The 24,097-nt window shown below is 64.7% G+C and carries 24 protein-coding genes; 13 read left to right on the top strand and 11 right to left on the bottom strand.

Annotated features, from left to right (window positions below):
• Positions 1 to 250: 250 nt before the first annotated feature.
• The 5 genes from AC2FME_RS07260 to AC2FME_RS07240 all read left to right on the top strand — a co-directional run bounded on the left by AC2FME_RS07260 (position 251) and on the right by AC2FME_RS07240 (position 5,531).
• Complete coding sequence (locus tag AC2FME_RS07260; protein WP_496680340.1) at positions 251 to 739, top strand: DUF3576 domain-containing protein; 489 nt, start codon at positions 251 to 253, stop codon at positions 737 to 739.
• A gap of 72 nt (positions 740 to 811) precedes the next feature.
• The gene (gene leuS, locus AC2FME_RS07255) at positions 812 to 3,349 is read left to right on the top strand and encodes a leucine--tRNA ligase (RefSeq protein ID WP_496800047.1); all 2,538 of its coding nucleotides are present in this window, start codon (positions 812 to 814) and stop codon (positions 3,347 to 3,349) included.
• Positions 3,336 to 3,836 (top strand): LPS assembly lipoprotein LptE, encoded by a 501-nt coding sequence (gene lptE / locus AC2FME_RS07250; RefSeq protein ID WP_496796151.1) that lies wholly within the window; start codon positions 3,336 to 3,338, stop codon positions 3,834 to 3,836. The genes leuS and lptE overlap by 14 nt, the downstream gene beginning before the upstream one ends.
• On the top strand, positions 3,833 to 4,861 hold the full coding sequence (gene holA, locus AC2FME_RS07245; protein ID WP_496800046.1) for a DNA polymerase III subunit delta: 1,029 nt from the start codon (positions 3,833 to 3,835) through the stop codon (positions 4,859 to 4,861). The genes lptE and holA overlap by 4 nt, the downstream gene beginning before the upstream one ends.
• A gap of 73 nt (positions 4,862 to 4,934) precedes the next feature.
• Positions 4,935 to 5,531, top strand: a complete 597-nt coding sequence (locus tag AC2FME_RS07240; protein WP_496800045.1) for a glutathione S-transferase family protein — start codon at positions 4,935 to 4,937, stop codon at positions 5,529 to 5,531.
• Here AC2FME_RS07240 and AC2FME_RS07235 read toward each other — a convergent pair.
• Positions 5,498 to 6,706, bottom strand: a complete 1,209-nt coding sequence (locus AC2FME_RS07235; protein ID WP_496800044.1) for a TIGR03862 family flavoprotein — start codon at positions 6,704 to 6,706, stop codon at positions 5,498 to 5,500. The genes AC2FME_RS07240 and AC2FME_RS07235 overlap by 34 nt on opposite strands.
• Before the next feature lie 48 nt (positions 6,707 to 6,754).
• On the opposite strand from AC2FME_RS07235, the gene AC2FME_RS07230 reads away from it, so the two are divergent.
• Entirely contained in the window at positions 6,755 to 7,051 is a 297-nt protein-coding gene (locus AC2FME_RS07230; protein ID WP_496800043.1) for an HNH endonuclease, read from the top strand.
• Here AC2FME_RS07230 and AC2FME_RS07225 read toward each other — a convergent pair whose 3' ends face one another.
• The 3 genes from AC2FME_RS07225 to AC2FME_RS07215 are packed head-to-tail and all read right to left on the bottom strand — an operon-like array spanning position 7,052 to position 9,137.
• Positions 7,052 to 7,786 carry a VOC family protein gene (locus AC2FME_RS07225; protein WP_496800042.1) on the bottom strand — a complete coding sequence of 245 codons (735 nt, stop codon included), beginning with the start codon at positions 7,784 to 7,786 and terminating at the stop codon, positions 7,052 to 7,054. It lies immediately after the preceding gene.
• Positions 7,783 to 8,391 carry an enoyl-CoA hydratase/isomerase family protein gene (locus tag AC2FME_RS07220; RefSeq protein WP_496680327.1) on the bottom strand — a complete coding sequence of 203 codons (609 nt, stop codon included), beginning with the start codon at positions 8,389 to 8,391 and terminating at the stop codon, positions 7,783 to 7,785. Before AC2FME_RS07220 ends, AC2FME_RS07225 begins: the two co-directional genes overlap by 4 nt.
• Positions 8,388 to 9,137: an SDR family oxidoreductase gene (locus AC2FME_RS07215; protein WP_496800041.1), complete on the bottom strand. Its 750-nt coding sequence runs from the start codon at positions 9,135 to 9,137 to the stop codon at positions 8,388 to 8,390. Before AC2FME_RS07215 ends, AC2FME_RS07220 begins: the two co-directional genes overlap by 4 nt.
• A 134-nt stretch (positions 9,138 to 9,271) precedes the next feature.
• Between AC2FME_RS07215 and AC2FME_RS07210 the strand changes: the two genes are divergently transcribed.
• The 5 genes from AC2FME_RS07210 to lpxK all read left to right on the top strand — a co-directional run bounded on the left by AC2FME_RS07210 (position 9,272) and on the right by lpxK (position 15,366).
• On the top strand, positions 9,272 to 10,795 hold the full coding sequence (locus AC2FME_RS07210; protein ID WP_496800040.1) for a DUF2125 domain-containing protein: 1,524 nt from the start codon (positions 9,272 to 9,274) through the stop codon (positions 10,793 to 10,795).
• Between the two features lie 217 nt (positions 10,796 to 11,012).
• A complete protein-coding gene (locus AC2FME_RS07205; protein ID WP_496800039.1) occupies positions 11,013 to 12,359 on the top strand; it encodes a TldD/PmbA family protein in 1,347 nt (448 codons plus the stop codon).
• Complete coding sequence (locus AC2FME_RS07200) at positions 12,346 to 13,149, top strand: inositol monophosphatase family protein (protein WP_496710762.1); 804 nt, start codon at positions 12,346 to 12,348, stop codon at positions 13,147 to 13,149. The genes AC2FME_RS07205 and AC2FME_RS07200 overlap by 14 nt, the downstream gene beginning before the upstream one ends.
• Positions 13,146 to 14,381: a 3-deoxy-D-manno-octulosonic acid transferase gene (locus tag AC2FME_RS07195; RefSeq protein WP_496800038.1), complete on the top strand. Its 1,236-nt coding sequence runs from the start codon at positions 13,146 to 13,148 to the stop codon at positions 14,379 to 14,381. The genes AC2FME_RS07200 and AC2FME_RS07195 overlap by 4 nt, the downstream gene beginning before the upstream one ends.
• Positions 14,368 to 15,366 carry a tetraacyldisaccharide 4'-kinase gene (gene lpxK, locus AC2FME_RS07190; RefSeq protein ID WP_496742437.1) on the top strand — a complete coding sequence of 333 codons (999 nt, stop codon included), beginning with the start codon at positions 14,368 to 14,370 and terminating at the stop codon, positions 15,364 to 15,366. Before AC2FME_RS07195 ends, lpxK begins: the two co-directional genes overlap by 14 nt.
• Here the strand turns inward: lpxK and AC2FME_RS07185 are convergent.
• From AC2FME_RS07185 to AC2FME_RS07175, 3 genes are read right to left on the bottom strand one after another with little or no spacing between them, the layout of a single operon-like run.
• A complete protein-coding gene (locus tag AC2FME_RS07185) occupies positions 15,363 to 16,475 on the bottom strand; it encodes a CaiB/BaiF CoA transferase family protein (protein ID WP_496800037.1) in 1,113 nt (370 codons plus the stop codon). The genes lpxK and AC2FME_RS07185 overlap by 4 nt on opposite strands.
• Positions 16,475 to 17,140, bottom strand: coding sequence for a DsbA family protein (locus AC2FME_RS07180; protein ID WP_496800036.1), 666 nt, complete (start codon positions 17,138 to 17,140; stop codon positions 16,475 to 16,477). The genes AC2FME_RS07185 and AC2FME_RS07180 overlap by 1 nt, the downstream gene beginning before the upstream one ends.
• Positions 17,141 to 17,142: 2 nt before the next feature.
• Positions 17,143 to 17,661: a DUF721 domain-containing protein gene (locus AC2FME_RS07175; RefSeq protein ID WP_496683957.1), complete on the bottom strand. Its 519-nt coding sequence runs from the start codon at positions 17,659 to 17,661 to the stop codon at positions 17,143 to 17,145.
• A gap of 81 nt (positions 17,662 to 17,742) precedes the next feature.
• Here AC2FME_RS07175 and mutY point away from each other — a divergent pair, with 81 nt between their 5' ends.
• Entirely contained in the window at positions 17,743 to 18,834 is a 1,092-nt protein-coding gene (mutY, locus tag AC2FME_RS07170) for an A/G-specific adenine glycosylase (RefSeq protein ID WP_496800035.1), read from the top strand.
• Positions 18,835 to 18,858: 24 nt separating this feature from the next.
• Positions 18,859 to 19,995: an alkane 1-monooxygenase gene (locus AC2FME_RS07165; RefSeq protein WP_496800034.1), complete on the top strand. Its 1,137-nt coding sequence runs from the start codon at positions 18,859 to 18,861 to the stop codon at positions 19,993 to 19,995.
• On the opposite strand, the gene AC2FME_RS07160 is transcribed toward AC2FME_RS07165, so the two are convergent.
• From AC2FME_RS07160 to AC2FME_RS07145, 4 genes are all read right to left on the bottom strand, one after another.
• Positions 19,992 to 21,374, bottom strand: coding sequence for an adenylate/guanylate cyclase domain-containing protein (locus AC2FME_RS07160; RefSeq protein WP_496800033.1), 1,383 nt, complete (start codon positions 21,372 to 21,374; stop codon positions 19,992 to 19,994). The genes AC2FME_RS07165 and AC2FME_RS07160 overlap by 4 nt on opposite strands.
• A gap of 146 nt (positions 21,375 to 21,520) precedes the next feature.
• Entirely contained in the window at positions 21,521 to 22,624 is a 1,104-nt protein-coding gene (locus AC2FME_RS07155; protein ID WP_490361517.1) for a site-specific DNA-methyltransferase, read from the bottom strand.
• A gap of 106 nt (positions 22,625 to 22,730) precedes the next feature.
• Positions 22,731 to 23,348: a ribonuclease HII gene (gene rnhB / locus AC2FME_RS07150; protein WP_496683966.1), complete on the bottom strand. Its 618-nt coding sequence runs from the start codon at positions 23,346 to 23,348 to the stop codon at positions 22,731 to 22,733.
• 115 nt (positions 23,349 to 23,463) lie between these two features.
• Positions 23,464 to 23,940, bottom strand: coding sequence for a hypothetical protein (locus AC2FME_RS07145; RefSeq protein WP_496710771.1), 477 nt, complete (start codon positions 23,938 to 23,940; stop codon positions 23,464 to 23,466).
• Positions 23,941 to 24,097 lie beyond the last annotated feature (157 nt).

The following is a 24,097-nucleotide window of genomic DNA, read 5'->3' as shown; positions in this document are numbered from 1 at the left end:
CTCGACACATGCCTGCTGCACATGTCTCAGCACGCAGACCGTTTCGCTCTTTTTGCCCCCTCAGCGCAAGCTTGCCTTAATTCTTTTGCAGTCATTGCCCCGGAATTGGTGCAAGGATGCCACAGTTGGTTTAAAGGCGTGTTTTCGGCACCGCCATGGCGCCTTTGGAAAGAATGGGCTTGTTGCAACACAACAGCTTGTCTAGGAGTATCACCCAACAGTCTAACCAGCAGAACAGGACATGCCGACGATGCGCCTGCAGACGATTTCGGGTTTGTTGATTTTGACCGTCTCGGTTGCGGCCTGCGGGCAGAACCGCTCGGCACAGCCCAATCCGAACTATCTAACCACCGACGGCAGTTCGTCAGAGGCTCGTGAACTCAATGATCCGAATCGTTCGACCATCTGGGATGTGTTCGGCCCCAACAACTCGGAACAAGTGACACAGGTCAATCGGTACCTGTGGGCGGCCTCGCTGGATGTGCTGAATTTCCTGCCGATCGAAGAGGTGGATCCGTTTACCGGCGTGATCGTAACGGGTTACGGCAGACCGCCGGGCGGCGGGCGGTCCTATCGGGCAACGGTGCACATCAAGGATCCGGCCTTGGCGGCGCGGTCCCTTTCGGTGGCGTTGCAGACCAGCGGAGGCGCGCCGGTCAGCGCCGCCACCACGCGTGCGGTCGAAGATGCGATCCTGTCGCGGGCGCGCCAGCTGCGGATCGCGGACAACAAGCTCTAGCAACCCGCAGAAAATCACAATATTACCACGCCGGGCCCCTGCCCGGCGTTTTCATTCACGAAGGACCGCATGATGTCGCGTTACTCGGCCAACGAAATCGAAGCAAAATGGCAAGAGGCCTGGGACAAGGCCGGGATCTTCACCGCCAAACGCACGGCGGACAAGCCGAAATACTATGTGCTGGAAATGTTCCCCTATCCGTCGGGGCGCATCCACATGGGGCATGTGCGCAACTATACCATGGGTGACGTGATCGCCCGCTACAAGCTTAGCACCGGGCACAACGTGCTGCACCCGATGGGCTGGGATGCCTTTGGAATGCCTGCGGAGAATGCGGCCATGGCCATCGGTGGCCACCCCAAGGACTGGACCTATGGCAACATCGCCGACATGCGCGCGCAGATGAAGCCGCTGGGCCTGTCGATCGACTGGTCGCGCGAGTTCGCAACCTGCGACCCGGAATATTACGGCCAGCAGCAGGCGCTGTTCCTGGATATGCTGGATGCGGGGCTGGTCTATCGCAAGAACGCCGTGGTCAACTGGGACCCGGTGGACATGACCGTGTTGGCCAACGAGCAGGTGGAAAACGGCCGCGGCTGGCGCTCGGGCGCGTTGGTGGAGCGACGCGAGCTGACGCAGTGGTTCTTCAAGATCTCGGCATTCGCCGAAGAGCTGCTCGAGGCGCTGGATACGCTCGAGAACTGGCCCGCCAAGGTGCGCCTGATGCAGGAGAACTGGATCGGCAAGTCGCGCGGGCTGGAATTTGCATTCGAGCGCACCGACGGCGGCGCGCCCATCACCGTCTATACCACGCGGCCCGACACGCTGCTGGGGGCCTCGTTCGTGGGCATCTCGCCCGATCACCCGATCGCCAAGCAGCTTGAGGCCGAGAACTCCGAAGTCGCTGAATTCGTTGCGGAATGCCGCAAGGGCGGCACCACGGAAGAGGCCATCGAAACCGGCGAGAAGCTGGGTTTCGACACCGGCATCCGCGTCAAGCACCCGCTGGACCCGAACTGGGAACTGCCGGTCTGGATCGCGAATTTCATCCTGATGGATTACGGCACCGGCGCGATCTTCGCCTGCCCCGCGCACGACCAGCGCGACCTGGATTTCTGCCGCAAATATGACCTGCCGGTGATCGACACCTTCTTTGCTCTGGATGACGACACGCCGGTGGACAAGATCGCTTTCGTCCCGCCGAAAGAACAGAAAGTGCGCTGGGTCAACCATTTCGCCGGTCTGACCGAGGCCACCGGACAGGAAGCCATCGACGCGACCATCGCTTTTGCCGAGAAAGCCGGCTGGGGCAAGGGCGTGACCAAGTACCGCCTGCGCGATTGGGGCCTGTCGCGCCAGCGCTACTGGGGCTGTCCGATCCCGGTGGTGCATTGCGACGACTGCGGCGTGGTGCCCGAAAAGAAGGAAAACCTGCCGATTCGCCTGCCCGACGATGTCACTTTCGACAAACCGGGCAACCCGCTGGACCGTCACCCGACCTGGCGCGACTGTGCCTGCCCGTCTTGCGGCAAGCCGGCCAAGCGCGAAACCGACACGATGGACACGTTCGTCGATTCGTCGTGGTATTTCGCCCGTTTCACCGCCCCACGCGCGGAAACGCCCACCGATCTGGCCGAAGCCGAATACTGGATGAACGTGGACCAGTATATCGGCGGCATCGAACACGCGATCCTGCACCTGCTGTATTCGCGGTTCTTCGCCCGGGCCATGCATCTGACGGGGCATCTGCCGAAAAAGGCGATCGAGCCGTTCGACGCGCTGTTCACCCAGGGCATGGTCACCCATGAAATCTATCAGACCCGCGACGACAAGGGCCGCCCGGTCTATCACCTTCCCGAAGAAGTCGAGGACGGCAAGCTGAAGGCGACGGGCGAGCCGGTCGAGATCATCCCCTCGGCCAAGATGTCGAAATCGAAGAAGAACGTGGTGGACCCGGTCAGCATCATCTCGGCCTTTGGGGCGGATACCGCGCGCTGGTTCGTGCTGTCCGATTCGCCGCCCGAGCGTGACGTGGAATGGACCGCCGCCGGCGCCGAGGCCGCGCACAAGCACCTCAGCCGCGTGCATCGCATCGTGTCCGAGATCGCCGCATCCGACGCCCCGGCCAATGCCGAGGACGAAGCGCTGCTGCGCGAGATGCACAAGACCATTCATGACGTGACCGGCGGGGTCGAATCCTTCGGCTTCAACGCCTCGATCGCCAAGCTCTATGCGTTTACCAACACGCTGGCCAAATCCAAGGCGGGCGCGCAGGCCAAGCGGCAGGCGGCCAAGACGCTGGCGCAGCTGATGTCGCCGATGACCCCGCACCTGTCCGAAGAGCTGTGGCAGATGCTGGGCGGCGAAGGGCTGGTGGCGCTGGCGCCCTGGCCGGTGGCGGACGAGTCGATGCTGGTCGATGACACCGTCACCCTGCCCATCCAGATCAACGGCAAACGCCGCGCCGAAATCAGCGTGGCCAAAGATCTGGACAAGACGCAGGTTGAAAAAATCGCGCTCAGCACCGAAGCTGTGCAGAAGGCGCTGAATGGCGCTGCTCCGAAGAAGGTGATCGTTGTTCCGGGCCGGATCGTGAATGTCGTTGTTTGACCGCAGAAAACTGATGCTGCCGCTGGCCGCCTGTGCGTTGGCGGCAGCCTGCGGGTTTCAACCCGTCTACGCGCCGGGGGCGGCGGGGTCCGCTCTCTATGGCAGAGTCGCGGTTTCAGCCCCGGACACGGTCGAAAGCTATCTGCTGGTGCAGAATCTGGAACAGCGGCTGGGGCGCGGCGCCGGTTCGGCCAAGGATTATAGGTTGAACGTGAAGGTCACCACCGCAACCCGCGGGGCAGCGATCACCACGACCAACGAGACCAACCGCTACACAATAGATGGGCGCGCGAATTTCACCCTGACCTCGGCTGAAACCGGGCAGGTCGTCGCGTCGGGCACCGTGACCGATTTCGTGGGTTACTCGGCATCGGGTTCGACGGTCTCGACCCTGGCCGACGAGCGCGACGCAAAGGATCGCCTGATGGTCATCCTGGCCGATCAGATCGTGACCCGCTTGTATTCCACACCGGAACTGGCTTCATGAAGCTTTCGCCACGCGAGGCTGACGGGTATTTTTCCAAACCGGACCCCGACAAGACGGGCTTGCTGATCTACGGCGCCGACGCGATGCGCGTGGCGCTGAAACGCCAGCAGGTTCTGGCCGCGCTGCTTGGCCCTACCGCCGAGGAAGAGATGCGCCTGACCCGGATGCCCGGCGCCGATCTGCGCGGCGACCCGGCCATGCTGCTGGACGCGGTCAAGGCGGTCGGGTTCTTTCCCGGCCCGCGTGCCGTCTTTGTCGAGGAGGCAACCGACTCCGCCGCCCCTGCGATTCTGACCGCGCTCGAGGACTGGGCCCCGGGCGACGCGCAGATCATCGTGACCGCGGGCCAGCTCAAGGCCAGTTCCAAGCTGCGCAAGGCCTTCGAGGCCCATCGCAACGCCTATGCGGTGGGCATCTATGACGACCCGCCCAGCCGCGCCGAGATCGAGCGGTCATTGGCACAGGCTGGCCTGACCGATATCCCGCACGATTCGATGGCGATGCTGGGGGATCTGGCAGCCGAGCTCAGCCCCGGCGATTTCGCGCAGACGCTGGAAAAGCTGGCCCTGTACAAACGCGGGGACGGCACCGCGCTGACAGTCGAGGACATCGAGGCCTGCGCCCCGCAATCCAACGAGGCCGCGCTGGACGATGTTCTGAACGTGGTGGCCGAGGGCCGCGCGCCCGAGATCGGCCCGCTGATCCGACGCCTGCAGGCGCAGGGCACCAACCCGGTGACGCTGTGCATCGGCGCCACGCGGCATTTCCGTACTCTCTATGCCTGCGCTTCGGACCCGGGCGGCGCGGCCCAGGGCATCGGCAAGCTGCGTCCGCCGATCTATGGCAAGCGGCGCGACCGCATCCTGCGGCAGGCGCAGGCTTGGGGGGCGCAGAAACTGCAGACCGCACTGACCGTGCTGACCGATACCGACCTGTCCCTGCGGTCGGCCGGGCAGACCGCGCCGGCCATGGCGCTGGTCGAACGGGCGATGATCCGCATCGCCATGCTGGCTCGGTCACGCTGACGTGACGGGGCGTCGGGCTTGACGCACCGCCCTGCGCCACCAACCTGTAGGTCAGCCAAGACAGGAGCACGGCATGTACAAACTTTATGGACGCGTCCACAGCCGCGCTTCGCGGGTGATCTGGCTGCTCGAGGAATTGGGCCAGCCCTATGATTTGATCCCGGCAGGGCCGCATGATCCGCAGGTTCTGGCCCTGCATGAATCCGGCAAGGTGCCGATTCTTCAAGTCGGCGATGCCGTGCTATCGGACAGCGTGGCGATCATGACCTATCTGGCCGACAAGCACGGGGCCTTCACCTATCCAGCCGGAACCCTGGAACGGGCCGAGCAGGATTCGCTGGTCAACGCCATGCTCGAGGAATTCGATGCGCCGCTGTGGCTGGCTACCCGGCACGCATTCATCCTGCCGCAGGACAAACGTGTTCCGCAGGTGGTCGAGGTCGCGAAATGGGAATTTGACCGCAGCTTCCAGCGCATGGGCCGCCGCTTCAAGGGACCGTACCTGCAAGGTGACAAGATGACGATTGCCGACATCCTGTGCGTCCATTGCATGAGCTGGGCCAAAACCGCCGATTTTCCGATGAATTCGGATGTGCTGAAAGCCTATGGCAAGGACCTCCGCGCGCGGCCGGCCTATCAGAAACTGGGCGAGCTGGCCAAAACCGCCTGAGCGCTCAGCCAGTTGGCGGCCGATCGCCCGGCCCATCGCCCGGTGGCGAAACAACCGGTCAGAAGGTAGCCGCCGGTCGGTGCTTCCCAATCCAGCATCTCGCCGGCACAGAACACGCCCGGCAGCGCCTTCAGCATCAGGCCATCGGTCAGCCCGCTGCGCATGACGCCGCCCGCGGTCGAGATCGCCTCGTCCATCGGGCGCAGTCCCGCGTGGCGCACAGGAAGCGCTTTCAGCAGCCCGACCCAGTCGGCCCGGGTCACGACCTCGCCTTTGGTCATTTCGTGAAACAGCGCCACTTTCTGCGCTGGCAGGCGCAAGCCGTTTTTCAGCCACCGGCTGAGCGTGGTTTTCGCGCTGGTCGCAGCGAGGCGGCGGCGCAGTTCTTCCTGCGGCAGGTCCGGCACCAGATCCACACGTAACGGCAGACCCGCGCGCAGGGCCGGGGTCAGCGGGTACAGCCCACCCCCTTCAAGCCCTTTCTCCGAGATCACCGCCTCGCCCCGGCTGATGCGATCGCCCGCCATCCACCGCACCGATTTGAGTGCCCGGCCGAAATGCGGCGTCATGTGCGGGCTCCAACCCATCGCCAGCGCGGCATTCGACGGCGCGAAAGGCGCCAACGGCACCCCCTTTTCCGCCAGAACCGGCGCCCAAGCCCCGTCCGAGCCCAGCCGCGCCCAACTAGCGCCGCCAAGCGCCAGCACCGTCGCCCCGGCCGCGACCCGTTGCCCGCCGTCGGGCGTGTCGAACACCGCCGCCGCGCCGTCCCAGCCAAGCCAGCGCCAGCGGGTGCGGATCACACCCCCCATCCCGTCCAGCCGCTCCAGCCAGGCCCGCAACAGCGGCGAGGCCTTCTTGGCGCGGGGGAACACCCGCCCGGTCGAGCCAGTAAACAACTCTTGCCCCAGACCGCGCGCCCAGTCCTGCACCATTCCGGCATCGAAATCGGCAAGCATCGGACGCAGCCAGTCCGCCGCCTGTCCATAGGCCGGCAGCAGAGTCTCGAACGGTTCATCCTTCGTCAGGTTCAGGCCCGATTTGCCCGCCATCAGGAACTTGCGCGCGACCGATGGCTTGGCCTCGGCCACCAGAACAGCATGCCCGGCCCGCGCCAGTTCCTCGGCTGCCATCAATCCGGCCGGACCCGCCCCGATCACCAATGCCTGCGCCATATCTTTCCTCTTGTCCCGGGCCGGGCCCGGGATAAATCTAGCCTCGCCATGACCGAGGACTGCCCCATCTGCCCGCTCTGCGACCGCCCGATCCCCGACGGGACCGGCAGCCTGCACCATCTGATCCCAAAACTCAAAGGGGGCAAGGGCGGTCCCACGGTTCTGCTGCACGGAATCTGCCACAAGGAAATTCACGCCACCCTGACCGAAGCCGAGCTGGCCCGCCGCTACAACTCGGTCGCGGCGTTGCGCGGCCACCCCCGGCTGTCGCGGTTTCTGGACTGGGTGCGCAAACGCCCGCCCGGGTTCCAGTCGAAAGTGCCCGGAAAGCGCCGAAGCCGCTGATCAGGCGGGCACGAACACCGTGCCATGCGCGGCACGGACGGGTTCGGTCAGCCCTTCGATGCCGATCCCGCGCAGGTCGGGCGTGGGTACGATGACGGCACCGGGAATGTGCTGAAACTCCAGCGTGGTATAGGGCCGTCGCCACAGCCATTCGCGATTGCCGACGGCCCAGAGGTCAGGGCTGGGCGGTCGCTCCTGTGTGAAGGCATAGAAGTGCAGGTCGAACCCGTGCGGGGTTACATCCTGTATCGACAGAAGCCGCATCCCAAGGCTGCGACAGATCGCATCCTCGGCCTGGATGTCGCCGGAGCGTAGGGTGATCTGGCCCACGCAGGCCCGGTCGAACGGCGCCTGCACGGGGTCGGCCTTCGGGCGGTTGCATTCGAAATCATGTTGCAGCAGTTCGATCGCAAACCCCTCGGGATCGGTGAGATGGCTCAAATAGCCGATGTCCAGAAACTGCGCCGGTAGGCTGACCTTGACCCCCCTTCGCCGCAGCCAGTCCGCCGCCCGGTCCACGTCAGGCAAGGTGATGCCGATCTTCCAGTACCGCTGCCCACGATCCGCGACATACCCGCCCCCGCCGGGCTGCAACACGATTTCCGCACCCCGGCCAGGGTAGCCGACCCGCCAATCCGCCCCGTCACGGCGCGACACCATGCCCAGCGCTTGGCGGTAGAACTCCGCCAGCCCGGCCGGGTCCGCCACGCGCAGATGCAGGGCAGCCAGCCTCATGCGCACATCCCGGCGATTCCGCAGGCGACATCAGGATCTGCCGCCAGGCTGTCGGAAACCAGCTCACGCGCGGTCTGCAACAGCATGTCGCGGGCCACCACCCGGTCGACCAGACCAAAGGCCAAGGCCTCGTCGGCCGTGATCTTCTGCCCGGCCATCAGGATCAGCTTGGTCCGTGCCGGCCCGATCAGCGCCTTCATGCGCAGCACGTCCGACGGCTGCGGCAGAAACCCCAGCCGCATCACCGGATAGAAGATCTTGGCCTCCGGCACCGCGATGCGCAGGTCGCAGGCCAACGCCATGCCGTTGGCCCCGCCCGCCATCGTGCCGTTCAGCGCGGCAACGGTCAGGCAGGGCAGCGCGGCGATGGCGCCCGACAGACGTTCCCATAGGTCCGAGGTGGCCAGACCCGCCCGCGCCTCGTCCAGATCGGCACCGGCGCTGAAGACCTTGCCGGCACCCGTCAGGATCAAGGCCCGCGCCTCGGTCGCCGCCTGTGCGATATCGACCAGTTCGGCCAGCATCGCCCCGGTCAGCGCATTGGCCTTGCCGGGATTGTTCAGCACCACGGTCCACAGGCCGTTTTCCTTGGTCAGTTCGATCACGTCAGGCCGACCCTCTTGCGGATGTCGTCGCGGCGCAGAGAAATCTCGGTGCCCAGAAATTCGTCGGCGTCGGCCGAGCACATCCACAACAGCGCGCGGGCCGGCCAATCGGCGGGGATATGATCTTCCCATTCAAGCTGGCTGACCGGATTGATGCCGCTGGCCTTGATCGTCCGCTGCATGTCGGTGGCCACCGTGCCCGGCGACAGGCCCATCGCGCGGATGCCGTGATGGGACTCTTCCAGGTGCAGACACTCGGTCAGCATCTTCGCACCCGCCTTCGAGGCGCAATAATGGCTCCAAGCCTCCACCGGGTTGGACGCAGCGCCCGACGAGACCGTCAGCACAGTTCCGCCGCCTGCGGCCCGCATCACCGGCAGCACCGCGCGCATGCCGTAGAACACGCCCTTGAGATTGATGTCGATGGCCCGACCCCAATCCGCCGGATCAGCCTTGGCCAGATGCGATATCGGGTCGATCACCCCGGCATTGCCGATCAGCACGTCCACCCCGCCAAAGCGATCGACGCAGGCGGCCACCGCCTGATCGACCTGCGCGAAGTCGCTGACATCGCAGGCAATCGCGAGTGCCTGCCCCCCCAACTCGGCGGCCAGCGCGTCGATCTGCGCGCGGCTGCGGGCCACCAGCGCGACATTGGCCCCGGCTGCGGCAAAAACGCGCCCCGCCTCGGCCCCGATGCCGCGGCTGGCCCCGGTGATCAGCACTGTTTTTCCTTGCATGGACATCCCGTAATCCTTTCGGCTTGCAATCCGTTCAAGTCCTATCGCGCAAACGGGGAAAGCGTCCACCCCTTGCCCCCTTGACGGCGTGCGCCACAGGCCCGACGATGCGCGCGAATTTCAACACGAAGGGTTCCCTTATGTCCGTTTTCCTTCGCCGCACGGGCGGCGCCGTCCTGGCCTATGTTATCGCGACGCAAGGCGCGCTGGCAGACCTGACCGCCAACGATGTCTGGTCCGACTGGCAGTCCTACATGGGCAGCATGGGCTATGCCGTCACCGGCGATCAGAGTACCTCGGGCAACGTCACCAGCATCAGGAACATGACGCTGAAGATGGAGCTGCCGGACGAGGATGGCGCGTTCGACATGGTCATCCCGGAAATGACCCTGACCGAGAATGGCGACGGCACTGTCACCATCGGCTTGCCGGAGAGCTTTCCCATGACCATCTCGGGTCAGGCCGAGGGCGAGGCATTTTCTGCCGCACTTCTGTACACTCATGACGGTCTGAACATGGTCGTGTCCGGCGCCCCCGAGGACATGACCTATGACTACGCGGCCCAGAGCCTGGGCCTGGCGCTGGGCGACGTCACCGTCGACGGCGAGACCATGCCCGAAGACAGCCTTGATCTGAGCCTGCGCCTGGCGGATCTGGCCGGCACGTCGCGCATGGTGATCGGCGAGGGGCGAACGGTCGATCAGACCTTCACCGCCGCCGATCTGACCTATGAGGTGGATTTCAACGAACCGGAAACCGGCGAACAAGGCCGGATCAACGGCAAGCTCGAGCAACTGGCCTTCGAGGGCCGGAACGTGATCCCGGCCGGGTTCAGCCTGGCGGATGTCCAGGCCGCCTATGAGGCCGGATTCGCCTTTGACGGCGCCTTCACCTATGTGGCGGGCCAGACCAGCATCGAGGGCACCAGCGAAGGCGAAGCGTTTTCGATGGCCAGCAGCTCGGACGGCGGCCGTTTCGCGGCCAGCATCGATGCGCAGCGTCTGGCCTATGACGTCGAACAGAAGAACGCCAAGCTGTCGGTCACCTCTGCCGATGTACCGTTTCCCATCGAACTTGCGATGGCCAAGGCGGGCCTGAAACTTGAGGCTCCAATTCAGGACAGCGGCGAGGTCGAACCGTTTGCCCTGGCCCTGAACCTGACCGATTTCACCATGTCGGACATTCTGTGGAGCATGTTCGACCCGGCCGGCGCCCTGCCACGAGATCCGGCGACCATCGCGCTGGACACCACCGGTACGGCCAAGGTCCTGCTGAACATCTTCGATCCGGCCGCCGCCGAAGCGATGGAGAAGGCCGACGCCGTTCCGGCCGAGTTGCACTCGTTGAAGATCAACGAGCTGCTGGTTTCGCTGGTGGGCGCCAAGCTGACCGGCAACGGCGATTTCACCTTTGACAATTCCAACGCCGAACAGACCGGCGGCATGCCGATCCCGACCGGGGTGGTCAACCTGCAACTGGTGGGCGCAAACGCCCTGATCGACAAGTTGATCGAAATGGGGCTGGTGTCGGACAACGATGCCATGGGCGCCCGCATGATGATGGGCATGATGGCGGTTCCGGGCGAGGCGCCGGACACGCTGAATTCGACCATCGAATTCAAGGAAGACGGGCAGATCCTGGCCAATGGCCAGCGGATCAAGTGAATCCGGCCTGAAAGAGCAAAGGACAGTGGCGCGGGAATCCGCGCCCTTTTTTTTGGCACCGCTCCACGCGATCAGTCGAACAGGCCCGGTTCGTGCAGCGCGGTCTGCACCGTCAGACGCGTTTTCCTAGCACCCGCCGCGCCCGGACCCGGCCCGCCTTGGGGCTTGCGGGGCCGCCTGTCCAAGGCTAGGTCCAATGCAAGCAGTCGGAGGCCACATGACCAACACACTCGAAGCAATCAGCGCCCGGATGATCGAACTGGCCGCCAAAGCCGGGGCCGAGACGGCAGACACGATCGTGATCGACGGGGCCTCGGTTTCGGTCGAGGTGCGCGGCGGCAAGCTGGAGCATGCCGAGCGCGCCGAAAGCATCGATGTCGGGTTGCGGGTCTTTCTGGGCCAGCGTCAGGCCATCGTGTCCGGGTCGGACAGCCGCCCCGAAGCACTGCAAGCCATGGCCGAGCGCGCCGTGGCCATGGCCCGCGAGGCCCCCGCAGACCCTTTTTCTGGGCTGGCCGATCCCGACCAACTGGCGCGGAACTGGGACGGCGACGCGCTGGAACTGTTTGATCCGTCGCCCGCACCTTCCGCCGACGCGCTGATGCAGGACGCGCTGGCCGCTGAGGCCGCCGCCCTGGCCGTACCGGGCGTGACGCAGGTGTCGGATGCAGCTGCCGCCTATGGGACGCATCGGGTGCATCTGTCGGCCACCAACGGATTCTCGGGCGGCTATGCCCGTAGCACCCGGTCGGTGTCCTGCGTGGCGATCTCGGGCGAAGGCACCGGGATGGAGCGCGACTATGACGGGGACAGCCGCACCTTTCAGACCGACCTGCGCAGCCCGGACGAGATCGGCCGGACCGCCGGTGAACGCGCGGTGCAGCGGGTCGGTGCGCGCAAGCCGCAGACCGGCCAGTTCCCGGTACTGTTCGATGAACGGATTTCATCCTCGCTGATCGGGCATCTTCTGGCGGCCAGCAATGGCGCGGCGGTTGCGCGCGGCGCATCGTGGCTGAAGGACAGCCTGGGCCAGCAGGTTCTGCCCGCACACCTGTCTCTGGTCGAGGATCCGCACCGCCCGCGCATTTCGGGATCGCGACCCTTTGACGCCGAGGGGCTGCCGACCGCCCATCGTGCGATCGTCGAAGACGGCGTTCTGACCGGCTGGACGCTGGACCTGTCCAGCGCGCGCAAGCTGGGCATGGCGCCCACCGGCAACGCCGCCCGTGGCGTGTCCGGCCCGCCCTCGCCCAGCAACTGGAACCTGAGTCTGACCCAAGGCACAGCGACGCGCGAGGATCTGTTGCGCGACATGGGCACCGGGCTGCTGGTGACCTCGATGATCGGATCGACGATCAACCCCAACACCGGTGACTATTCGCGCGGGGCGGCGGGGTTCTGGGTGGAGAACGGCGAAATCGCCTATCCGGTGAACGAATGCACCATCGCCGGAAACCTGCGCGAGATGCTGATGCGGATCATTCCGGCCAACGACGCGCGCCCCTATCTTTCGCGGGTGGTGCCCTCGCTGCTGATCGAAGGGATGACGCTTGCCGGAAACTGACCTGCTCCTGCTGATCGACGCGGCGCGCGAGGCCGGCAAGATCGCCACGCGGTATTCGGGTCGCGACACCCGGCGCTGGGACAAACCGCAGGGCGCGGGCCCCGTCACCGAGGCCGATCTGGCCGTGAACGCGATGCTGGAACAGCGCCTGCCCGCCGCCCGGCCCGGCTATGGCTGGCTAAGCGAAGAAACCGAAGACAACCCCGACCGGCTGACCCGCGACCGTGTCTTCATCATCGACCCGATCGACGGCACCCGCAGCTTTGCCGAAGGTTCGAGCACCTGGGCGCATTCGCTGGCGGTGGCCGAGCACGGGCAGGTGATCGCGGCTGTCATCTATCTGCCCCTGCGCGACCTGCTGTTCGCGGCGGAGCGTGGCGGGGGCGCCACGTTGAACGGCCAGCCTATTCAGGCGACCCGGGTCCGGTCGGAATCCGAGGCCGAAGTGCTGGCCGCCAAACCCAGCCTCGACCCGCGACATTGGAAAGACGCCAGACCGCCCTCGTTTCGTCGGGCCTACCGGCCTTCGCTGGCCTACCGCATGGCCCTGGTCGCGCAGGGGCGGTTTGATGGGATGCTGACCCTGCGCCCAAGCTGGGAATGGGACATCGCCGCCGGCGAACTGATTCTGCACGAAGCCGGCGGGCAGTGCTCGGACCGTGCCGGCGACCGGTTGCGGTTCAACAATCCGAACCCGCGACTGAACGGCGTCGTGGCCGCCGGCCCCCGGCTGCACGAGCTGCTGATCCGACGGCTGGCACCGCCTGCAGACCAAGGCCTGCCGGCATGAGCAGACAGCGCTCTCTCAGCCTCGCGGCCTACCGGGTGCTGTCCTGGGGTGTACCCAGACCGCAGGATCACGGCACCCCCCCGCGCCCCGCGGGCGAACTGTTGTGGTTTCATATCGCCGACCGGCGCCGCCTGCGCGCGGCGAACGACTTTTGCCGACGGTTGCAGCAGACCCGGCCCGGACTATCGATCCTCAGAACCGCTCCGCCCGAGACAGACCTGACCGGCTGGACCTCGGACGAAGCCCCTGTCGTCTGCCTTCCGGCCGAGAGGACCGGCGCGGCACGCAGCTTTCTGGACCACTGGCAACCCGATCTCGGGTTGTGGGTTGGCGGTGGGCTCATGCCCAACCTCGTCATCCGCGCACATGACGCCGGAATACCTCTGATCCTGCTCGAGGCCGAACCGGATATCCGCGCAGCGCCGGCGGCGAAATGGGTACCCGACATCGCCCGCCACACCTTCGACTGTTTTCAGGCCATCCACGTAACGTCCGAGGAAACCGCACGACAGATCCGCAGACTCGGCGTGGCGACGAACAAAGTGTCGGTTTCCCCGCCTCTGCGCATCAATCCGACGCTGCAATCTTGGCCCGAGGACGAATTGATCGAAACAACACATGCGGTGTCGGGGCGCCCGGTCTGGCTGGCGGCCTGGGTGGAACCGCGCGAGGTCATCTCGGTGCTGAGCGCGCACCGGCAGGCCATGCGGATGCTTCCGCGGCTGGCGATGGTCCTGCATGTCTCCGACCGGGGCGAGGTCGCCCCGCTTCGGCGCCGGCTCGAAGACATGGATCTCAGATGCGCCAACTGGGAAAACGGCGACCCGATCGAGGACGTGACCCAGGTGATCCTGTGCGACGACCCCGAAACGCTGGGCTTGTGGTACCGGTTGTGCCCGGTCACCTTCCTAGGGCGATCGCTCGAGCAGGGCAGCGTCGGTTGCGACCCGATCATCGCGACCGCGCTGGGGTCGGCCGTCATTCACGGCCCTTTCGTGGGCCATCATCAGGACATCTACGACCAACTGGACAACGCCTCGGCAGCCTGCGTGATCAGAAGCGCAACCGAGCTGGGCGATACGTTGGTCGATCTGCTGGCCCCCGACCGGGCGGCCGACATGGCCTTGGCCGGTTGGGATCTGGTGACCGAGGGGGCCCCGCAGGTGGACACGCTGATCGACATGGTTCAGGACCAGTTGGACAAAGGCCGGATGGACGATGCGAGCACCTGAATTCTGGGATACCCCTCCGGACCGGCCCGGTCTGCGCGCGCGCCTTCTGGCGCCGCTGGGGCGGATATACGCGCGGGCCACGGCCCGGCGGGTGGCGGCTGGGCCCGGGATCGATCCGGGTGTGCCGGTGATTTGCGTCGGCAACCTGAATGCCGGCGGCACCGGCAAGACACCGACGGCAATCTGGGTTCTGGAGCAATTGCGCGATGCGTATCACACCCCGCATGTAGTCACCCGCGGCCATGGCGGATCGCTCGAAGGTCCGGTTCGGGTGGACCCATTGCGGCACACGGCCGCCCAGGTCGGGGACGAGCCCCTGCTGCTGGCGGCCTTCGCCGAGGTCTGGGTCGCCAAGGACCGTGCCGCCGGCGCCCGCGCCGCAGCCGAGACCGGCGCCACCGCGATCGTGCTGGACGACGGGTTCCAGAACCCATCGGTGGCCAAGACATTCTCGATCGTGGTGGTGGACGCCGCTCGTGGCTTTGGCAACGGCCTGTGCCTGCCCGCCGGACCGCTGCGCGAGCCGGTCGATGTCGGGCTGCAACGGGCCGATTTGGTGCTGTCGCTGGGCGATCCGGCCGCGCAGGAGCGGTTCGCGCAGCTATGGGGCAACAAGCTGGGCGTTCCGCACGCAACCGGTCAGGTCACGGCGCTGCAAACCGGGATGGACTGGAGCGAGACTCCGGTTCTGGCCTTTGCCGGTATCGGCCACCCCGAGAAGTTCTTTCAGACATTGCGCCAACAGGGCGCGCGGCTGCTGCGGGCCGAGGCGCTGGACGATCACCAGCCGCTGACGCCGGCCCTGATGACCCGGCTGGAAAACGAGGCGCGGTTGCTGGGTGCGCAGATGGTCACCACCGAAAAAGACGCCGTTCGCCTGCCGCCCGCCTTCCGCAGCAAGGTCATCACCCTGCCGGTGCGCCTGCAGGTGGATCAGGCCGACGACGTGCGTCAGCGGTTGCTGACGGCCGCGCCGCCGCCCTAGTCGTCTTCGCCCAGTTTCGGGGCGGGGCGCGACAGGTTCAGATCGGCATCCGAAAAGACGAACGGCGCGCGGATTCCAGGCACCCCGTCCAGTTCGATCTGCATGCCGCGCGCGATCACCTGCGGATCCGCCATGACTTCGTCCAGCGTGTTGATCGGCCCGGCGGGGATGCCTTGCGCCTCGCAGGCGGCCAGCAGGTCGGCCTTGGCCCAGGTCGCCGTGGCGCCGTTCAGCCGTGCGATCAGGGTGCGGCGATTGGCCAGCCGGTCCTTGTTGTGCAGATATTCGGGCGCCTCGGCCATGTCGGGCAGGTTCAACACCTGACACAGGCGCCGGTACTGCCGGTCATTGCCGGTGGCGATAATGATGTGTCCGTCTGCACAGTCGAACACCTGATAGGGCGCCAGGTTCACATGTGCATTGCCCATGCGCTGCGGCACCTGGCACGTGGTCAGATAGTTCAGCGCCTGGTTTGCCGTGACTGCCACGGCCACGTCCAGCAAGGCCATGTCCACATGCTGCCCGCGCCCGGTGCGCTGGCGTTGGTGCAGCGCCGCCAGAACCCCGGCCACCGCATAGATGCCGGTGAACACATCGGTGATCGCCACGCCTGCCTTCTGCGGCTGGCCATCGGGTTCTCCGGTCACGGACATCAGCCCCGACATGCCCTGGATGATGAAATCATAGCCAGCCCGATGCGCATAAGGTCCGGTCTGCCCGAACCCGGTGATCGAGCAATAGACGAGGCGCGGGTTCAACTGGCTGAGGCTGTCATAGTCGAGCCCGTATTTCTTCAGCCCGCCGACCTTGAAATTCTCGATCACCACATCGGCGTCAGCGACCAGCGCGCGCACCTTCTCCTGCCCTTCGGGCGTCGAGAAATCGGCGATCACCGACGCCTTGCCGCGATTGGTCGAGTGGTAATAAGCCGCCGAGACATCCTGATCGCGGGTCACGAAAGGCGGACCCCAGGCGCGGGTGTCGTCACCGGCCGGGGATTCCACCTTGATGACCTCGGCGCCCAGATCGGCAAAAGTCTGGCCGGCCCAGGGGCCAGCCAGAATGCGCGCCAGCTCGACAACCTTGAGACCGGCCAGTGGCCCGGTCATCAGTTGCCCAGTTCCTTTTCGATCAGAGCCTTGAACTCGTCATAGGACTGGTTGTCGACCTTCTTTCCGTTGACGACGAAGGACGGGGTGGCCTGGATACCGTCTTTCTCAGCGTTTTTCTGGTACCAGGCGACGAGGGTTTGCGCCTTGGTGCCGTCCTGCAGGCAGGCTTCAAGCTGATCGTTGCTCAGCCCGGCCAGACGGCCGATCTTGCGCAGTTCTTCCACGATCTCGGCCGGGCCGCCGGCGCGAGTCCAATCGGACTGGCCCTGATAGATCAGGTCGGTGATGCCAAAGAACTTCTCGGGGCCACCGCAGCGCGCCACCATCGACGCCCAGATGCCGTAGCGGTCGAAATAGACCTCGCGGTAGATGAACTTGACCTTTCCGGTGTCGATGTACTCCCTCTTGAGCTGCTTGTACGGCCCTTGATGGAAATTCGCGCAGTGCGGACAGGTATAGGACGCATATTCGATGATCTCGACCGGTGCATCCTCGGCCCCCTGAACCATCTCGACGATGCTCGAGGTGTCCAGATCGGCGCTTTGCGCTTCAGCGCTGCCGACCAGTTGTGGCACAGGCACGGTGCTTGGCGATTGGGTCAGCCAATAGCCGCCAGCGGCCACGGCGATGACCGCACAGATTGCGGTTGCGATACGGCTCATTCTCAGCCCTTTCTCAGAGATTTTTGTTTGGATAGAACGTTCCGGCCCAGTCGTTCAAGGGCAGCACGCAAGTCTTGGTCGTGAACTTCGCGCGTGACTTTGTCTGCCTCGGCAACGACTTCCGGTGCGATGGTGGGTTTCGCCTGTTTCGGACGGTGTTCGAAACTGGCCTGCCCCTCGGCAAATCCTGTGGGAGCCGTCTGGGTGATGCGGATGCGGCTGATGGCGTTGTAGCCATAGACGGCATTCACCTTGTCGCGCAGACGGTCCTTCTGCATCTCCAGCATCGGAGCCTGCGGTCCGGTAGTCAGCACGGTCAGCGTGGCGCCGAGCCCACCCTTGCCATAGCCCACCTTGACCGGCCGTGCGATGGCGGCGATGTCGGGGCCCACGATATCGGCCCAATGGGTCAACAGCCGCGACACGGCAAAGCCGCGGCTTTCACCGGCTTTCCGGATCCGATCGCTCAGCAAGGACGCGGTGCGTTTGAACCCGCGGGTGGTGGACCGTCTTGGTTGCATCTGGTTTCCAACTCCTGCGCCGCTATTGTAATGGGCGTGCATCCGGGCGCCAGCGAAACCCGACAGAGAAATGGATAAAACTTGCGTGACACCGCCACCTTCGACCTGAGCCGCAGCCTGCTTGCCTGGTACGACCGACATGCCCGCGACCTGCCGTGGCGGGTCAGCCCCGCCGACAGGGCCTCGGGCGTGCAGCCCGACCCCTATCGCGTGTGGCTGTCCGAGGTGATGTTGCAGCAGACCACCGTGGCCGCCGTGCGGGATTATTTCCTGCGCTTCACCTCGCGCTGGCCGGATGTCCGGGCGCTGGCCGCCGCACCCGACGACGAGGTGATGGCGGAATGGGCCGGGCTGGGCTATTACGCCCGCGCCCGCAACCTGCTGAAATGCGCCCGCACGGTGGTGGACCAGCATGACGGGCGCTTTCCCGACAGCCATGATGCGCTGCTGATGCTGCCCGGCATCGGCCCCTACACCGCTGCTGCCATCGCGGCCATCGCCTTTGACCGCCCCGAAACCGTGCTCGATGGAAATGTCGAGCGGGTCATGGCCCGGCTGCATGACATCCACGACCCGTTGCCGAAATCGAAGCCTCTGCTGAAGGCGAAGGCCGCCGAGCTGACCCCGGACGAACGCCCCGGCGACTATGCCCAGGCGGTGATGGATCTGGGTGCCACGATCTGTACGCCGAAGGCTCCGGCCTGTGGCATCTGCCCCCTGCGAGACCCGTGCCAGGCCCGCGCTGCCGGAACCCAGGCCGACCTGCCGCGCAAGGCGCCCAAGGCGCCGAAACCCACCCGGATCGGTCATGTCTACATCGCGCAGCGCGCCGATGGCGCAATCCTGCTGGAACGCCGCCCCGAGACCGGGCTTTTGGGCGGGATGCTGGGCTTTCCAGGCTCGGACTGGGCCGAGGACACAGCCGAGGCGCCGCCCTTTCCGGCCGATTGGACCCTGCTGCCCGCCGAGGTGCGCCATACCTTTACCCATTTCCACCTTATCCTGCGCGTCTGGACCGCCGCCGTGCCCGCGGAGGTGAACCCCGAGGGGTTGCTGGTGACGCCCAAACATTCCTTTCGCCCCAGCGACCTTCCGACCGTGATGCGCAAGGCGCATGATCTATGGCGCGGCAGTTCGACCTCTGGGAAAACGCAGCGGGCGGGATTACCCTGACGGCAGAGTTTCGGAGCCTGAACCATGATCCCGACTGACACCCTGTCGCGCTGGCAATCGGCCCTGCCCTTCTGGGTTTCCTTCCTTTTGATCCCGATCCTGTGGTTCACCGCTTTTGCCGGCGGCTGGTGGGTGCTGCTGGTGCCGCTGTCTACCTGGTGGCTGTTTGCGGCGCTGGACGGCCTGACCGGGCTGAACCTTGAAAACGCCGACCCCGAAACGCCCGAGGACGCGCTGCGCTGGTACGTCCTGCTGACCAAGGCCTGGGTGCCGGTCCAGTTTTTCACGCTCTATGGCTTGATCTGGTACGCCAGCCGCGCCGAACACCTGTCATCGCTGGAAAAGATCGGACTTTTCTTCGGGATGGGCGTGATCTCGGGTACGATCGGCATCAACTACAGCCACGAGCTGATGCACCAGAAGGGCCGGCTGGAACGGTGGCTGGGCGACATCCTACTGGCGATGGTGCTGTATTCGCATTTTCGGTCCGAACACCTGCTGGTGCATCACCGCTATGTGGGCACGCCGCGCGACCCGGTGACCGCGCGCTACAACGAAGGGTTCCACCGCTTTTATCCGCGCGTCCTGCGCCAGTGCCTGGTGTCCGCGTTTCAGGCCGAGAAGGCCAAGCTGGCGCGCAAGGGTCTGAGCTGGACGAACCGGTCGAACCCGTTCTGGCGGTACTGGGGGCTGCAGGGGCTGATGCTGGCGCTGGCGCTGCTGCTCGGCGGATGGGCGGGGTTGGGGCTGTTCCTGGTTCAGGCGGGCACCGCGATCTGGCAGCTGGAGCTGGTCAACTATGTCGAGCATTATGGACTGACGCGCAAATACCTGGGCGACGGCAAATACGAACATGTCCGGCCGCGCCATTCGTGGAACGCCGCGCACAAGGCCTCGAACTGGCTGCTGATCAATCTGCAACGCCACTCGGACCATCATTACAAGCCCAACCGGCGGTTTCCGCTGCTGCAGAACCACCCAGCCGAGGCGGCCCCGCAACTGCCCTATGGCTATCCGGTGATGACGGTCGCGGCAATGATCCCGCCGCTGTGGCGGCGCATGATGAACCCGCGGGTGCGGGCCTGGCGGCAGCAGTACTATCCCGAGATCACCAACTGGCGGCCCTACAACAGAGCAGAGCTGCCGATGCCGCGCGCCTAGAGCGTCCAGATGGTCATCGGCTGGTCGACCCCGCGGATCACCTGCCGGTCATGCCGGACGAACCCAGCCATCAGGTCGACGGCAGAATCAGCCTGCCGTAACGCCTGTTCGCGCAGCTCGTCCGAGACCACGACACGGGCCCCCATCTCGCGGGTCATCGCCTCAAGCTTGGCGGCCACGTTCACCGCGTCTCCAATCACCGCGAATTCCAGCCGATTGGCGCCGATATCGCCCAGAACCACCGGGCCGAAATGCACTCCGATGCCCACCTGGATCTCTTCTTCCCCGGCCCGGCGCCGTTCCAGGTTCCACCGGTCGATGATGTCCACCATCGACCGCGCGCAGGACAGGGCGTTGACCGCGTCCAACGGGGTCGGAACCGGAGTGCCGAACGTGGCCATCAGACCGTCGCCCAGATATTTGTCCAGCGTGCCGTGATGGTGAAACACCTCGGCCTCCATTCGCGCGTGAAAGCCCCGCAGCACCTCGATCACTTCATAGGGGTCACGCCCGGCCGAAAATTTGGTGAAGCCGATGATGTCGATGAACAGAACCGCGATGTTTTCCTTGCGCACCTGCTTGAGCGGCTCGTCGTTCTGGCTCAGTTGCTCAACCACGTTGGGCGAGAAGTATCGCGACAGGTTGGCGCGTTCTCGTTCCAGCCCGGCGTTTGAGATCAACAGGCGATTGAGCCGCCGCATCGACACGCCCAGCGTGACCGCGACCATCATGAACACGATCACCTCTTGCACGCGCATCGGAACCATGAAGCTGTTTGGGTCCAACAATTCAGCCACGGCAGGATAGCCCTGCAACGCGGCGGCGACCGCCTCGCTGAGCCCGGGGATGGGCGTGGCCACCCACCAGGCGACGATCCAGCCCACCGTCCACATCAGGGCCGTCCAGCTGCCCATGGCGATCACCGTCCGCCAGGAATAGGCCAGCGTACCCGCGGCCAAGATGACGAAGAAATACTGAAAATTGTCGAACCGGTACTGCATCGCCAGTGGGCGCACATCGTCGCTGAACGGGTTGGGGACGATCATGCCCAGCGTCATGATCAGCAGATCGACGAAAATCAACAACAGCTCGATCCGGGATTGGCCCACCCGGCCGGCGCGACGGATCAACCAGCCGTTGCCGCAGAGCAGCAGCAGGATGAAATGGTACCACATCACATCCCAGTTCGGGTTCAGAAACACCAGCAGGACACCGGTCAGCGCCATGGCGATCCAGCGGGCGCGGACGGCCAGTTCCAGCCCTTCGCGCTTGTGCCGTTCCAGCGCGGCCTCGGTGTATTTGTTGTCCAGATCGAACCTGTCCGGCGTGGTCACGAAAAACCGCCCGAACCGGGACGGGGTGGCGGCGGTGTCGGTCATTGGCTGATGCTCCCTCGCATTGTAGCGGGATATGAGGTCCGACCATCCAAACATCACCGGGCCAAAAACAAAAGACCCCGCCGGGTTCGGCGGGGCAAGGCGTGGTACCATGTGTCAGGCCACAGGCACCGGCGGTATGGGTGTGATCAGTTGTGCAGTTCGGCCCGGATCTGCTGGCGCAGCACGTCGATCGGAACCGTTTTTCCGTCGCGTTTGAAGCACCAGTACGTCCAACCATTGCAGGACGGCGCGTTTTCCAGATGCGCGCCCACCTGATGGATCGAACCCTTGATGTTGTCGCCCACCAGCGTGCCGTCGGCCCGCACCTTGGCCTTGTGACGCCGGTTCATCGAATACAGCTCCTCGCCCGGGCGCAGCATGCCGCGTTCGACCAACTGACCGAAGGGCACGCGCGGCTCGGCGCGCTTGCTGGCGCTGACCTCGAGCGCGTCACGGTCGAACTTTCGCACCTTGGCGATGCGCTTTTCGGCCACTTTGCGATAGCTTTCCTCGCGCTCGATCCCGATGAACTCGCGTCCCAGCATCTTGGCCACTGCGCCGGTGGTTCCGGTGCCGAAAAACGGGTCAAGCACCACGTCGCCCGGGTTGGTCGAACCGATCAGAACCCGGTGCAGCAGCGACTCGGGCTTTTGCGTCGGGTGCGCCTTGTCGCCGTTTTCATCCTTCAGACGTTCGTGGCCCGTGCAGATCGGCAGCACCCAGTCGCTGCGCATCTGTACGCCTTCGTTCAACGCCTTCAGCGCCTCGTAGTTGAAGGTGTATTTGGCCCCTTCCCGCTTGCTGGCCCAGATCATCGTTTCATGCGCGTTGGTGAACCGCTTGCCGCGGAAATTCGGCATCGGGTTCGACTTGCGCCAGATCACGTCGTTCAGGATCCAATAGCCCGCATCCTGCAGGGCCGAGCCCACACGGAAGATGTTGTGATACGAGCCGATTACCCAGATCGCCCCGTTGGGCTTGAGCAGCCGATGCGCGGCCTTCAGCCAGGCCCGGGTGAACTTGTCATAGGCGGCAAAGCTGGAAAACTGGTCCCAGTGGTCATCCACCGCATCGACCTGGCTGTTGTCGGGGCGGTGCAACTGACCCTTCAGCTGCAGGTTATACGGCGGATCGGCAAAAATCAGATCCACCGACGCCTCGGGCAGACTGTTCATCACCTCGATGCAGTCGCCGGAAAGAATCGTGTTTAATGGGAGCGCGGCCGCGCCCTGTGTCTGGGTTTTCGTCATTTCTCTGCCTCAATATCCACGGCGCTTTTGCGCTCATTTGGTTGAGACAAGGATGAGTCAAACCGGATTCGCCGTCAATTTCTTTTTTGAATCATGGGGTTACGATTTACTCTTGATACAAGATATTGTGGACGGGCTTGAACGAACGTCTATGATGTGGGGTTACCCCAAGATTTTGCAGCGCCTCGCGATGCTGTTTGGACGGATAGCCCGCATTGGTTTCCCAGCCATAGCCAGGATGCTGTTGCGCCAAATCCACCATCACCTGATCGCGCCAATTCTTTGCAAGGATCGACGCCGCCGCAATCGAGACTGACTTCGCATCGCCTTTGACCACAGCCTGCGCCGGCACGGTCAGACCCTTGGGGATCAGATTGCCGTCGATCAACACATAGTCCGGCGCCGGCTTCAGCGCCGCCACGGCGCGCTCCATCGCCAGGTGCGAAGCATACAAGATGTTGAGGTCGTCAATCTCGGCCACGCTGGCCTCGGCAATGGCATATTCGGACCGGGCGCGCAGATCCGCATCCAGCGCAAGCCGCCGGCGGGCGGTCAATTTCTTGGAATCGTTCAGACCCTCGGGGACGTCCTGCGGGTTCAGAATGACCGCCGCGGCCACAACAGGCCCGGCCAGCGGGCCGCGCCCCACCTCGTCCACGCCGGCGATCCTGGGGTAGCCTTGCGCGATCAGCGCCTGTTCCAGTTCGAAATTCGGAGTCGTCATGCCATTGGCAAACCGTGTTTCGCCCCGGTCTGCAAGACAAAAGAAGGGGGCGATCGGCGCCGCCCCCTTCCCGCACGGCGCGTCTGACGGCGCCGCTCCTGCTCGAAACGTATTACTAGTAAACCACGCGGTATCCCTTCTGGCGCAGACAGGCCGGCTCGTACGCACGCTCGACCTTCTTGCCGTTCCAGAATCCGACCTTGCACTGTTGCGGCAGGCTGGCCGAATAGTCGTAGTGCTTGTCCAGGCATTTCGTCGCCAAGAGCGGCCGCTCTGTGGAATAGTGCTTGAAGACCCGCAGGCACTGCTGCGGCAAGTCATAGCGCGCAACCCGGGGCGGGAGAGGGCGCACATGGTGTGGACGCCGGACAGGTGGTTGCACTTTTGGCGGGGTGTAGATGTGATTGTAGGTACGGGTGACCGTCTTGGGCCGTGTCTGTTTGTCGAAATGATTGATGGCCGCGCCAAGCAGGGCAATGGCGGCAAGACCGCCCAGGATGTCATGGGCATCGGCAGCCCGCGCCTTCGAGGCCGAAATCCCGGTGATGGCAATGGCGGTCGACACGACCAGGGCGATGAATTTCTTGTGCATCGGACACGTCCTTTCGGATGAACTGCGTGGCCGCGTCTGCGACCGTCGGAAGTGATGCACCATCCTTGCTGCCGGCCCTGCAAGACAGGCAATATCGGCACAGTGATATCCGATATCATTGGTGTAACCCCCCTGAGATATTGAATATCGCGCCAAG

It is taken from the genome of Ruegeria sp. BHSC026 (genome assembly GCF_059613065.1).
Note: the sequence above shows the minus strand (reverse complement) of the source record. Positions and strands in the feature narration are given on the sequence as shown.